Raw genomic sequence first — 12,587 nt, forward strand, 5'->3', positions numbered from 1 at the left:
TGATAGGATACTTCAGCAAATACCTCGATATTGTTGCTGATCTCGTAAGTGAGGCGACCGAAGCCGCTGTAGCGGTTGATAGGTGTTGCTCCGACCTGTTCACCAATACCGTTTAATCCATCGCCGCCAATCATCGAACCAGCGGAAACTTGCGTACCAAAGGTGAACGGAATAGCCGTACCTTGATCAGAAAACTGTATGCCGCGCAGCGTGCCGGGCAGCAGATTAATGTTGGTGATTGTCGAGCCAAAGCCGGGAAGGAACGTCGCCCCGCTTATGACACCGTTGCGGGTCACGTTGCTGCTGCGAATGCCGCCATCGACGACGAAAAACCGAGGTTGCTCAGGCGAGCCCAAACCGCCATTCCCCGCTGCTGGGTTTGCGAGCAATCCTGGACCGCGTGCACTCCATTTGCGGTCAAACAAGCGTGCGATGCCGCTGTTGTCGGAAAATTCAGCGCCAACGACCAGGTGCATACGTTGACCGATTTTGGTTCCCGCCGCTACCGATATAAGGGCTTGGCGGAAGTCGCCTTCCTCCGCCATGCCGCCTTGCAGGGTCGCGCGGATGCCCTCAAGGCGCGAATCAATGCGCAGGTTCACAACGCCGGCCACCGCATCAGCACCATAGGCTGCGGAAGCGCCGCCGGTAACGATGTCGACCCGGTTGATCAGTGCCTGCGGAATATTATTGATGTTGATCGCGCCCGTGGGGTTTGAGGGCACGTAACGGCGGCCATCCAACAACACCATCGTGCGCGAGAAACCCAGGCCGCGCAGGTCAAGATAGTTGCCGCCGACCTGAGTGCCGCCGCCGGCATTGACTGCGCTGGTGGGCGTCAATGACGGGCGCAATGCCGGCATCTGGTTCAAGACGTCGGCGATATTCGGAGCAGAAACGCGCTGGATATCGCCAAGCCCGATCACGGTAAGCGGAGTGGGGGCGCCGAACCCGTTTCGAGAGACCAGTGAGCCCGTGACAACGATCTCCTTATCGGCGGCCTCGTCTTTTTCCAGCGCAGCTTGCGCGGTCTGTGCCAAGCTTGGCGATGCCACCAACATGGCTGCCGTCATGAGAAGAAACCGGCGGGCATTTTGTGCAAACCGGATTGTCGTTTGCTTCGTTCCAAGCGTCATAATTGCCTCACCCAACCTAATTAATTAATTATGCTATCAGTTGCATGTTTGACGCTCGCTATACAAATCATTTGGAATTCCATAGTCGCAGGTTATGGAATTTGTGTAGGACTGTACGGACTTGCGGCACAGCATGATCCAACCGCCCTAGCGTCCCCAAAAGCGCGAGAAGCCGGGCACACTGTAACGGTCCAGCAGCGGCGCCCACACGAATTTGAACTTCGGGAGCAGCGCAACACAGGCGAAAAAGCCGATTATGACGATGTCCACGCCGTGCCGCGCCAGACGCAGGGTCAGCACGGCATTGAACATGTAAAAGGGCAATCCAGCCGAAAAGCCGAGCATGAGATAGAGCCTGAGCAGCCGCGCAGGTGCACCAGTCATGGGAATGGCGTCAGCCGTGATCTGGACCATTCGCCCCCGATCCAATCAAGACGCTTTTGCCCCGATGAGGGTCAATAGGTGGAACCAAGCCACCCGGTCAAACGCCTTCGTCGGGCAATAAAATGGCTGAATATCGCACTTCATCGCCAGAGGGCACGCCCCCAGCCCAATGCACCATCTGCAGATACTCGAAATCGAGCCAGACCGCATAGACAACAGTTTTGGGCCGAAATTCGCGACAAAGGCAGGCGCAAAAGACGGCGCGAACCTTGCCATTGCGTATTGGGCAGGAGCGATCAATGATGACCGCCATGGCACCCCGATTGCCCTTTTTGATATCCGCAAGGTGCTAAGTCTCCGGCACATAGAAGTCTTTCATGCCGTTTACACAGCCGGGTCGGTAAGCGGCGCGGCGCGAACGCTGAATTGTTCGCAGCCTTCCGTCACTAAGGTGTTGCAGCATGCGGAACAAGCGTTCGGATTTCCGCTGTTCCACCGGACAAGAGGGCGGCTGGTGGCGACCGAGGATGCCCAAAACCTTTTCGCAACAGTCGCCGGCATTCAGGACCAGCTGCAAAGTCTTCGCCAAGCAAGTCTCAACCTCAAGCAGAGACGAGGTAGCTTGCTGAGCATTTCGACCGTGCCATCGCTGGGGTTGGAGGCGGTTCCAACAACCGTAGCTGCATTTTTAAAAACCCGCCGAGATGTGTTTTTCGACCTTCAAACAATTCATCACGAGGAAATGGCCCGCAAGCTCATCGAGCGCGAGACCGATCTTGTTATCGGATATGCCGTGCCGGCAACGGCGCCACTGGAAAGCCACTGGCTGGCCGAGGGCGAACTCGTGATCCTTTACAGCGAGATGGACATGCCGGGAGCAGCAGCACGCCTTCCTCTATCCTGCCTGACTGGCAAGCCGTTCGTAAGCCTCATTCAAAGCGGGCCAATCGGGCAAATCCTTTCAACCGAACTAGCACGCACGGGCGTATCGCTTGACGAAGTGGTTTCGGCACGGACATTCTATATTGCCGCCGGCCTCGTCCGCGCCGGCGTCGGCGTTACGGTTGTGGACAATTTTACAGCGGCTGCAAACAAGTTGCCGGGCATTTCCTTCCGTCCGCTTCAGCCGGCGCTCACGTTCGATGTGTATGCTATATATCTGGAAAATATGAGGCCATCGCAGTTGGCGCGAGATTTCCTGGAATTGCTGCGGACCACCATCGAGGCGATTTAAGAGAATGGAGGAAGCTGCCTATAGGCAGCGGCTATAGCTGTGTTTCATTTTTCTATTCGACGGCTTTGTACAGGCAGCGATAACTTAAAAACAACGTCCAAACGAGCGGGGAAGTCGCTAATGGTTCCGGGTCCCTATCTTTTATATCTGGGCAGCAGTCGCGACGAAGTGGGAATCAAAACCTCACGCGGTCTGGCGGTTTTCCGCGCTGAAGATTGCGTCGGTGAGTTTCGGCGCGATGATTGTCCGCTGACACTGGGTCTGGCCCGGCTCGGATTTGCGGATGCTGTTGGGGCCGGGGCGAATACTCTTGTCTTAGGGATCGTCAATGCCGGCGGCCGGCTAGCACCACAACTGGTTGATGATGCCGAAGCCGCCTTGGCCGCTGGGCTGCACGTGGCATCGGGCCTGCATCACAGGTTGAAGGATGAACCGAGATTGGTTGCAGCGGCTCAGCGCCATGGTCGAACGCTGTTCGACGTCCGTGAGCCGCCGGCTGACCTTTCGGTCGGCAACGGCGCACCGCGCGCCGGTCTTCGCCTGTTGACCGTTGGCACCGATTGCTCGGTTGGCAAAATGTACACGACGCTGGCGCTCGAAAAGGAACTGCGCGCACGCAGTATCAAGGCCGATTTTCGCGCGACCGGTCAAACCGGTATCCTGATCTCTGGGAGCGGGGTGCCGCTGGATGCCGTCATCGCCGACTTCATCTCCGGCGCCATCGAAATGATATCGCCGCCGCGTCATGACGGTGGCTGGGATCTTATCGAGGGCCAGGGTTCATTGTTTCACCCCTCATTTGCGGGCGTTTCGACGGGATTGCTACATGGTGCACAGCCAGATGCGTTGGTGATCTGCCATGATCCAGTTCGGGCGCATATGCGCGGCGTGCCACACTTCAGGCTGCCCGATATTGGTGCCTGTCTAGAGGCCAACATAAAGGTGGCACAGCTCACCAACCCCGCTGTTCAGGCGGTCGGCATCGCGCTCAATACTTCCATGCTGCCACGGGGCGAAGCGGCAGCACTCTGCGCCGAAACCAGTGTTCAGCTAGGCCTGCCTTGCACAGATCCCATTGCCTTTGGCGTCACCTCCATCATAGATCGGCTCTTGCAATGCTTCGCACCATTAGCGCCTGGCCAGACCGCTTTGTCCTGAAAACGCCCTTCCGTATATCGCGAGGGGTCAAGACTGCAGCCGACGTCATTACGGTGGAAATCCGCCAAGGCGAGGCAGTAGGGCGCGGAGAGGCCGTGCCGTATCCGCGATACGGGGAGAGCATCGAGGCTGCGCTTTCGGCGGTCGGGAATGCAACGCTGGCGCTTGCCGGCGGCGCCGACAGAGACGCGATCTTGCACCTGATGCCCGCGGGCGCGGCGCGAAACGCAGTCGATTGTGCGTTATGGGATCTGGAAGCGCAGCTTTCCGGAAAGACTGTCTGGACACTGGCCGGGGTCGTGCCACCGGCAAGACTGGAAACGGCTGTGACCATCGGGCTTGACGCACCGGAACGGATGGCGGCTGCGGCAGTCTTGTTGGCAGACGTGCCGCTGTTGAAGGTAAAAGTTGATGCCACTGCGCCCGAGGAGCAACTGCGCGCCGTGCGCGAAGCCGCGCCGTTGCCGAAACTGATTGTCGATCCCAACGAGAGCTGGACCATGGCCGAGGTTGAACGGCTTCAGCAGCTGCTTGCCGAAATTCGATGCGACCTGCTGGAACAGCCGTTGCCAGCCAGTGCCGATGATAGTTTGCGTGGCTTTCGGTCACTAATACCGGTTTGTGCCGATGAATCGGCCCATGTGGCCGCCGACATTGCGGTGCTGGCCGACCGGTACAGTCATGTAAATATCAAGCTGGACAAGACTGGCGGGCTGACTGGTGCCCTGGCATTGCTGGCGGAAGCGCGCGCCGCCGGCTTGGGTGTCATGACCGGCTGCATGATCTCGTCGTCGCTTTCGATCGCCGCCGCACTGGTCGTGGCAGCACAATCAGACTTTGCGGATCTGGACGGGCCATTGTGGCTGTCCGAAGACCGTCCTGGAGGCGTTAGTGAGGATCGGGGCTGGCTGCTCCCACCGGCGCAAGGTTTTTGGGGCGGAGCATAGTTTGTGTCCATGGCGAAGCAATGTGATCGCCCCCGGCCTTTCCCTTGGTCGCAAGACAATGCAAACATAGTAAACGGGTCGTATCCGGGGATGATGGGGATAGCAGGATGATATCGCATAACGGGGGCTCGCCCTGTTCCAACACTGGAAGCTGCAGAGACCGCGGGGTGCGCGGCGCTTGAAGATTTATGCCGCCTGGTCTCGGGTGCCGTTGTGGCAGCGCGTGCTTTTCGGGCTCGCGTTGGGTGTAGCCTTCGGCATGTTCTGGCCCGCAGGAGCACCGGCAGTCGCTTTTATGGGCGACATCTTCGTTCGGTTGATCCGCATGCTCGTGGTGCCGCTTGTTCTGGTCATGATCGCGGCTGGCGTCACTTCATTGGGAGATCCACGCCGCCTCGGCTCTCTTGGCGGCAGGACGTTAATGATGTTTGCTGGCACCACGGCGGCCGGCGTCAGCATCGGGATCGCGGTAGGGTTGGTCATGCAGCCGGGTGCGGGCGCCGATCTTGCCGCCGCAGCGCCGCAGGCGCTGGGAGAGGTCAGGTCCGCCTATGACCAGCTTATCGGTATCGTTCCGCTCAACATCTTCGATTCGATGACACGCGGCGACATGCTGGCGATCATTTTCTTCTCGTTGATTACAGGCATCGGCACGTTGGCCGCCGGCGAAGACGGGAAGCCGATGGCGGCGCTTCTGCAATCCGCTTCCAACGTTCTGCTGCAAGTTGTTCGGATCGTTATGGAATTCACGCCCTTTGGCGTTTTCGCGCTGATCGCCGGTGCGGTTGCCAGCAATGGCGTAGCCGTCTTTCTCAATATAGGTCAGCTGGCGCTGGCTGTGGTTATCGGATCAATTTTGCAGATCCTTGTGGTGCATGTGCCGCTGGTGTCGATGGTGGCGAGAGTTCCCGTCAAACGTTTTTTTTCCGGCATCGTCGATGCACTTGCCATCGCCTTTTCAACTGCTTCAAGCTCAGCCACCTTGCCGGTCGCAATTCGGGTGGCACAGGATAAGCTCGGCATTGGGCGCGTTATCACTTCGACCGTGCTGCCTCTCGGCGCATCCGTAGGCAAGGATGGCACCGCGATGTACGTCGGCCTGCTCAGCGTGTTCAGCCTGCAAGCCCTGGGCATTACGGCCGATGTCGCCACGCTGGCCATCATTTTTCTTACTGCTGCGCTGGCTGCGTTTGGCACGGCACCTGTGCCTTCGGCATCGCTGTTCATGCTAGCCGCCGTGCTTTCAGCCGTAGGTATCAGTCCGGAACAAACTGCTATCATCGTGGGCCTGGTTCTGCCGTTCGACCGTTTTCTCGACATGACACGCACAGTACCCAGCGCCAGCGCGAACCTCACCGTTGCCGCCGTGATCGCCCGGTTTGAAGGCGAAATCGATCTGGATAAATCGTCAGCGAAACCGGCTACCATGCAAGCCAGTGACGTTCTGACATCCTGGACAGCCGAGCAGGACTGCAAATGATCAGATGACGCGCAGCGGTACACGCGTGCACGCGAGGTGCTGATCGAGCGCATGGCCGCTGAGACCTTGGCCATTGCTGACGCGCCTGTCGGGATCACGGAGCGTGGCACCACCAACAGCGGCGCGGTCCAGAAGCAGCGCCTGCAGGTCGACACGCGCAAGTGGATGCTGTCGAAACTCGCACCCAAGCGCTATGGCGATAGGGTCACCAACGAGAAGGCGCAGCTCATCAGCCTGCAAGCAGTCGACCGCCGCATTGCGGCCGCACAAGAAGAGCTCGCCATCCTGCAGACTGCCCGGATCGCTTATGGGAACGCCGTGAAGCAGGAACTGGCCAAGTAAGGCACGCACGCCGGAATGCACGCCCAGCCTGTGGCGCCCACGCGCTCGAGCATGGCAGGCCGGGATATAAACGCCTGTGTTGCAGAAAGCCGACCCAAAGCTGGTGTATGCCGCACAGGTGAGAGCCGCACGCGCTCTGCTGGGCTGGCCTCAGGGCGATCTTGCCGAGCGCGCTGGGTAGGCTGTGGGAAGCGTCGCCGGCACTTGTATACATACACGTTAGGGATTGAAGATCTGGTTCAAAGTCCTAATGGTTTCGTCCTTTCTATGGGGAGCTACATGCCAACTTTTCTGCACGTGGGCTGCGGGCCAAAGCGCAAAGACCGCACAACACGTGGCTTTGCCTCACCAGAATGGACTGAGCTGCGGTTGGACATCGATCCCAGCGTCGCACCCGACATTATCGGGACGATGACCGACATGGCAGCGGTAGAAAGTGGGTCGGTCGATGCGATCTACTCGAGCCACAATATCGAGCATCTCTATCCCCACGAAGTGCCTGTGGCGCTGGCCGAGTTCCTCCGCGTGCTCAGGGATGATGGCTTTGTTGTCATCACCTGCCCGGATCTGCAGTCTGTTGCCGCGCTGGTCGCCGAGGACCGGCTGACTGAGCCTGCCTATGTATCACCGGCAGGGCCTATCGCGCCGCTCGACATCCTTTACGGCCACCGCCCAGCCATGGCAGCCGGCAACCTCTATATGGCCCACCGTTGTGGTTTCACCCAGAAGGTGCTGCAAGCCACACTGCAGGCTGCCGGCTTTGCCCACGTAGCCACGATGCGCCGTACAGCGCCTGCCTTTGACCTTTGGGCAGCCGCCAGCAAGAGCAAGCGCAGCGAGGACGAGATGCGCGCTCTGGCTCAGTTGCATTTCGGGCACCTATGAGCCTCCACGCCAACGTAATGGACCAGCTGAGGCGGCTCACTGAGCAACCGGTGGAGCAGGGGACGCTGAACAACGCGCTGCGGTTACTGTCCAAGTGGCGCTCTGTGTTGATCCAGAACACGCTAATCCAACAGGAGGGCCTAAGCGTTATGCAAGGCCCACTCGCAGGCCTTGAATTCATCGCTCAATCGGCTGAGGGCTGCCATATCCCCAAACTGCTCGGCTGTTATGAGCAGCCCTTGCAGCCCTACATTACGCAGGCCCTGTCGGCGGGCTATGAGCTGATTCTCAATATTGGCTGCGCTGAGGGCTACTATGCCGTGGGGATGGCGCGCCGATTGGCAAACGCGCAGGTGCTGGCACACGATCTCGATGAGAACGCGCAGTTGCGCTGCAAGGAGCTCGCCCAGAAGAACGGCGTCGCCGATCGCGTACAGGTTGCTGGACTGTTTACACCTGAGGACTTTGCCCGCTCAGTCGATAAGCGCACGCTTGTCTTTTGCGACATTGAAGGCGGGGAGGATGCCTTGCTGGATCCAACCAAAGCCCCAGCGCTTTCGGGCATGGACATAATTGTTGAGAGCCACGAGTGCCTTCTGCCGGGCATCACCAAACGCCTCATCGACCGCTTCTCTGCCACACATGAGATCACGCTGGTGCACGATAATGGGCAGCGCCAGTTGGACAGCCCGCCGGTGTGGTTCAACAACCTTGCTCATCTCGATCAGTTGCTGGCCACGTGGGAATGGCGCTCAGGGCCAACGCCTTGGCTGGTCATGCGCTCGCAAAGTCACAGCTAATGACGCTTCTCTCAAGGGACATGCTGTGACGGCGGCAATTTACTTTCATCCGGAAGCATATTCGACGGCAGGGCCCAAACTGATGGGTAGAAATGCCGCCGGCGAGAGCTTTTTGAGGGGGTTTTTTGCGCATAGCACCGGCCATCAGTTTCACGCCCAGGTTGCGCATCCGGATCATGGACGTGCGTTTCAACAGGCTGCCCAAGTTAATGGTCGGGAAGAGCCTGTTCATGTGATCACTAAAGCCAATCTGGCTACCCTTAAGGAAGCGGGTACGATTTTCCACCCCGGGCCGGGCCTTGGGGAGCATGCGTGGCAACGCGCGCTGTTCGGCAATGCTAACTGGAGCCTGTGTGGCATAACTCACACGACCTCCTCGGCTCGCGCGATGGATGCAATTGTGGAGTTGCTCACAGCTCCGGTCCAACCTTGGGATGCCCTGATCTGCACGAGTACAGCAGTCAAATCCAATGTTGAGCGCCTGTTACAAGGGCAGTTGGATTACCTCACAGCGCGGCTTGGTATTTCGAAGATTATTCTACCGCAAATGCCCGTCATTCCGCTCGGCATTCATACAGATGATTTTGTTTTTACGGAAAGCCAGCAAAAGTCTGCGCGGGATCGGCTCGGGGCAGATAGCGAAACTATGGTTGTCCTTTTTATGGGTCGCCTGTCTTTTCATGCCAAGGCACACCCACTGGCTATGTATCAAGCGCTAGAGCGCGCCGCTGCAGCCTCGGGTAAGCAAGTGCTGCTGGTAGAATGCGGCTGGCATGCCAATGACCATATCAAAAACGCATTTACCGAGGCCGCCCGCTATGCAAGCCCGCAAGTGCGAGTGATCACTTTAGATGGCCGTGAGGAGGCAATGCGGACGGACGCTTGGGCGTCGGCAGATGTGTTTTGCTCACTTTCTGACAATATCCAGGAAACCTTTGGCATCACCCCTATTGAAGCTATGGCGGCCAGTCTCCCTGTCGTCGTGGCCGACTGGGATGGATATCGGGATACCGTGCGCCATGAAGTAGATGGCTTTCGCGTGCCTACGCTGCTGCCACAAGCCGGACTGGGGGGCGACATTGCCGCGCGTCACGCTTTGGGCATAGACAGTTACGACCTGTATTGTGGTCACACCTGCATGCTGGCGGCAGTGGATATTGAAGAGACGGCGGACGCCTTCACCAAACTTTTTAACTCAGCTGAATTGCGCGCAAAGATGGGCGCAGAAGGCCGCGCACGCGCCCGACATATCTATGATTGGGCGGCTATTATTCCACAGTATGAAGCTCTCTGGGCAAGCCTCGCAGATATCCGCCAAAAGGCGGGCGCAGGCCTGCCCATGCCTGTTCACCCCTGGCCGGCTCGCATGGACCCCTTCCACGCGTTTGCGACCTATCCAACGCACACGCTGACACGCGACACAGTTCTGGGCTTCATGCCTGAGCAAGACGCTGCACAGGTGTTCAACCGTCTGACGGAGATGCGCCAGCTGGCAATGGTGCGCTTTCCGCAAGTCAATTTGGCTGATGATGTTGATGTTGCCGCCATATGCGCCGCTTTGACCAATGGCCCGGCCAGAGCCGAGCAGTTGGTCGCTGGAGTAATTGAAGCACGCCGTCCCTTTGCGCTGCGCTCACTGGCCTGGATGGTCAAGCTGGGGCTGATAAAGGTTGTTCCATGAAGGTCTTGTTCATTCACCAGAATTTTCCCGGGCAGTTTAAGTTTCTGGCGCCAGCCCTGGCACAAGCCGGACATGATGTTTCCGCGATGACAATGCAGAAAGTGGATGCACCCAGTTGGGAGGGCGTGCGGCTGGTGTCCTATGGGGTAGACCGCGGGTCTACAGCCGGGATCCATCCTTGGCTGGTTGATTTTGAAACCAAGACAGTTCGCGGCGAGGCGTGCTTCCGCGCTGCCTTGCGGCTACGTGAAGCCGGCTTTGTGCCAGATGTTATCGTGGCGCACCCCGGATGGGGTGAAAGCCTGTTTCTGAAACATGTTTGGCCAGAAGCAAAGCTGGGCATTTACTGTGAATTTTTCTACCGCAGTGAAGGCGCGGATGTAGGCTTTGATCCTGAATTTCCCGCCCATGACGCGGGAGAGGTCTGCCGCCTTCAGCTAAAGAACCTCAACAACTTCTTGCATTTTGAGGTCGCTGATGCGGGCATCTCCCCGACAGAGTGGCAGGCAAGCACCTTCCCGGAACCGTTTCGGTCTCAGATCACTGTCGTGCATGATGGCATTGATACTGAGGCACTGGGGCCTAATCCAGCAGTTCAATTGACACTAAATGACAAAATCACACTTACGCGGGACGATGAAATCATCACCTTCGTTAACCGCAATTTGGAACCCTATCGCGGCTACCACATCTTCATGCGGGCCCTGCCAGAGTTGCTCCGAGCGCGGCCAAAGGCACGCATCCTGATAGTCGGTGGGGATGGTGTCAGTTATGGCGCCCCACCTAAAGATGGTCAAAAATGGAAAGATATCTTCACTCAGGAAGTTCGAAAAAAAATTAGTAATGAAGATTGGGCCCGCGTTCATTTTCTAGGCAATATTTCATATAAGCATTTCATCCCGCTACTGCAGCTGTCTCGTGTCCATGTATATTGGACATACCCCTTTGTGCTGAGCTGGAGCCTGTTGGAAGCAATGAGCATTGGCTGCGCGATTGTCGCCAGCGACACCCAGCCCCTTCACGAGGCGATACGCCACGAGGAGACGGGGCGGCTAGTCGATTTCTTTGATCCACAAGGGCTCGTGCGCGAGGTTTGCGATCTATTGGAGGACGCCCCGGCGCGGCAGCGATTGGGTGCCGCTGCCCGTGCCTTTGCGCAGCGGACTTATGACCTGAAGTCTATCTGCCTGCCCCAACAATTGCGCTGGGTGGAAGAGCTTGCCAGGGTGAGAAGCGAGTAACCCAGCCAGAAGATGGTGATTTGGTGGGCAAGATGCTGCGGGTGAGGGTGCCCGCCCGACCGATCCGCGATTGAACTCTTGCTGCGGTCTTGCGGCGTCGCTAAAGCGGCACCAGTGTGGGTGAGACCACGTACCAACCCAGCGACTGCAGTCGCTCATTTCGCTGCCTCCAATGCCGCCTACAACGATGGGGAGGCACGGTTCGCGATCAGCCTAGGAGATCCATCGTGGACACAATTTCTATCGACAGCATCGATTACGGTGTTGATGCCCTGTCGGACGAAGCAAAAGCGCAGTTGATCAGCATCCAAACCGTTGATCGCCGTCTTGCCGATTTGCAGGAGCAGGTGGCCATCTTACAGACCGCGCGCATTGCGTACTCAAATGCATTGCGTGGCCTGTTGCCGGTCCAGAATTGATCAAGGTAACCCGGAGGCGTCTTGAGTGCCTGTTATATGCGGGCTCCGTCGGCTTTGCCTATCCACGCCCTCCTTCGCCCCAACCCTTGATGCCCTAAGTTGGCATGGCCGTCATGCATGACACTGTTATCATCCGGTTCACAACGCGGTTCAGCGCTGATGAAGATAGGATTGCGTTGGATTGTGAAGCTGCCGGCGGGTCGGTCTTTTGCTATTGGTTGACGCGGCGCCTGTCAGATAAATTTCTGGCGGCGCTTTTGAACGCTGCCGAGAGGATTGATCCTGGCCCGGCAGTTCCCCCCGTAGCCCAAACGCTTTGGCGCGCGCAGGCACAGAGCAGCGTGCAGTCAGCGATGGCCAAGACCCCTCCGGTCGAGCGCTCAGCTCTTGTTGCCGGCTACGTGGTTCAAAGCGTACAGATCAAACAAACCGAAGAGGGCGTCCACCTCAGATTTGTTCCCAGGCACGGTCCGTCAGCTGATTTGACACTTTCGATGACGCAATTATTACAGTGGCTGAAGATAATATATGATAGTTATCAAGTAGCCGAATGGCAATTCCTTCTTTGGCCTGAATGGTTTCTCGAAATAAATGAACCAGTCAGCTCTTCCGGGATCAACGTCTTACATTGATCCTTATTGTTTTTTCATTGATCAATATAGAATATGTTACTTGAAAGGCGGCCCGGCTAATTGCAGTTTCTGCCTTAGGACGACCAAGCGATTGCGATGCAGCACCCCAGAGGCGCCACAAGAGATAGATCCAGTCGCTTTTGGCCAGGGTGACATTGACCGGACCGCCGAGGCGGGGCTATCCTAATAAGAGGGTATTGGCTTCCATAACCCGAGACAACTCCGTTATGTAGCTGTGCGCCGCCTCT

Annotated in this window: 12 protein-coding genes and 1 pseudogene; 11 read left to right on the forward strand and 2 right to left on the reverse strand. The window is 57.8% G+C overall.

Annotated elements, in window-relative coordinates:
• The coding region (locus tag Q7O19_RS06840) for a TonB-dependent siderophore receptor (RefSeq protein ID WP_303809454.1) at positions 1-1,136 on the reverse strand (1,136 nt) is incomplete at its 3' end.
• A gap of 147 nt (positions 1,137-1,283) precedes the next feature.
• Entirely contained in the window at positions 1,284-1,520 is a 237-nt protein-coding gene (locus Q7O19_RS06845) for a hypothetical protein (RefSeq protein WP_303809456.1), read from the reverse strand.
• 169 nt (positions 1,521-1,689) lie between these two features.
• Between Q7O19_RS06845 and Q7O19_RS06850 the strand changes: the two genes are divergently transcribed.
• The 11 genes and pseudogenes from Q7O19_RS06850 (at position 1,690) to Q7O19_RS06900 (ending at position 12,339) form a co-directional block, all read left to right on the forward strand.
• Positions 1,690-2,754, forward strand: coding sequence for a LysR family transcriptional regulator (locus Q7O19_RS06850; RefSeq protein ID WP_303809457.1), 1,065 nt, complete (start codon positions 1,690-1,692; stop codon positions 2,752-2,754).
• Positions 2,755-2,874: 120 nt separating this feature from the next.
• The gene (gene dgcN / locus Q7O19_RS06855) at positions 2,875-3,912 is read left to right on the forward strand and encodes an N-acetyltransferase DgcN (protein WP_303809459.1); all 1,038 of its coding nucleotides are present in this window, start codon (positions 2,875-2,877) and stop codon (positions 3,910-3,912) included.
• A complete protein-coding gene (gene dgcA / locus Q7O19_RS06860) occupies positions 3,870-4,859 on the forward strand; it encodes an N-acetyl-D-Glu racemase DgcA (RefSeq protein WP_303809460.1) in 990 nt (329 codons plus the stop codon). Before dgcN ends, dgcA begins: the two co-directional genes overlap by 43 nt.
• 178 nt (positions 4,860-5,037) lie before the next feature.
• Positions 5,038-6,339, forward strand: a complete 1,302-nt coding sequence (locus Q7O19_RS06865) for a dicarboxylate/amino acid:cation symporter (protein ID WP_303809461.1) — start codon at positions 5,038-5,040, stop codon at positions 6,337-6,339.
• Between the two features lie 21 nt (positions 6,340-6,360).
• Positions 6,361-6,681 (forward strand): annotated as a pseudogene (locus tag Q7O19_RS06870) (hypothetical protein); the annotation flags it as partial.
• A 369-nt stretch (positions 6,682-7,050) separates the two neighbouring features.
• Entirely contained in the window at positions 7,051-7,566 is a 516-nt protein-coding gene (locus Q7O19_RS06875; RefSeq protein ID WP_303809463.1) for a methyltransferase domain-containing protein, read from the forward strand.
• Positions 7,563-8,366, forward strand: coding sequence for a class I SAM-dependent methyltransferase (locus Q7O19_RS06880; RefSeq protein WP_303809465.1), 804 nt, complete (start codon positions 7,563-7,565; stop codon positions 8,364-8,366). Before Q7O19_RS06875 ends, Q7O19_RS06880 begins: the two co-directional genes overlap by 4 nt.
• 25 nt (positions 8,367-8,391) lie before the next feature.
• Positions 8,392-10,047, forward strand: coding sequence for a glycosyltransferase family 4 protein (locus Q7O19_RS06885; protein WP_303809466.1), 1,656 nt, complete (start codon positions 8,392-8,394; stop codon positions 10,045-10,047).
• Complete coding sequence (locus tag Q7O19_RS06890; protein ID WP_303809467.1) at positions 10,044-11,288, forward strand: glycosyltransferase family 4 protein; 1,245 nt, start codon at positions 10,044-10,046, stop codon at positions 11,286-11,288. Before Q7O19_RS06885 ends, Q7O19_RS06890 begins: the two co-directional genes overlap by 4 nt.
• Before the next feature lie 227 nt (positions 11,289-11,515).
• Complete coding sequence (locus Q7O19_RS06895) at positions 11,516-11,707, forward strand: DUF6447 family protein (protein WP_303809468.1); 192 nt, start codon at positions 11,516-11,518, stop codon at positions 11,705-11,707.
• A gap of 104 nt (positions 11,708-11,811) precedes the next feature.
• Positions 11,812-12,339 carry a hypothetical protein gene (locus Q7O19_RS06900; RefSeq protein WP_303809470.1) on the forward strand — a complete coding sequence of 176 codons (528 nt, stop codon included), beginning with the start codon at positions 11,812-11,814 and terminating at the stop codon, positions 12,337-12,339.
• The last annotated feature ends 248 nt before the right edge of the window (positions 12,340-12,587 follow it).

The organism is Sandarakinorhabdus limnophila DSM 17366, assembly GCF_945882885.1.
Classification (GTDB): domain Bacteria; phylum Pseudomonadota; class Alphaproteobacteria; order Sphingomonadales; family Sphingomonadaceae; genus Sandarakinorhabdus; species Sandarakinorhabdus limnophila_A.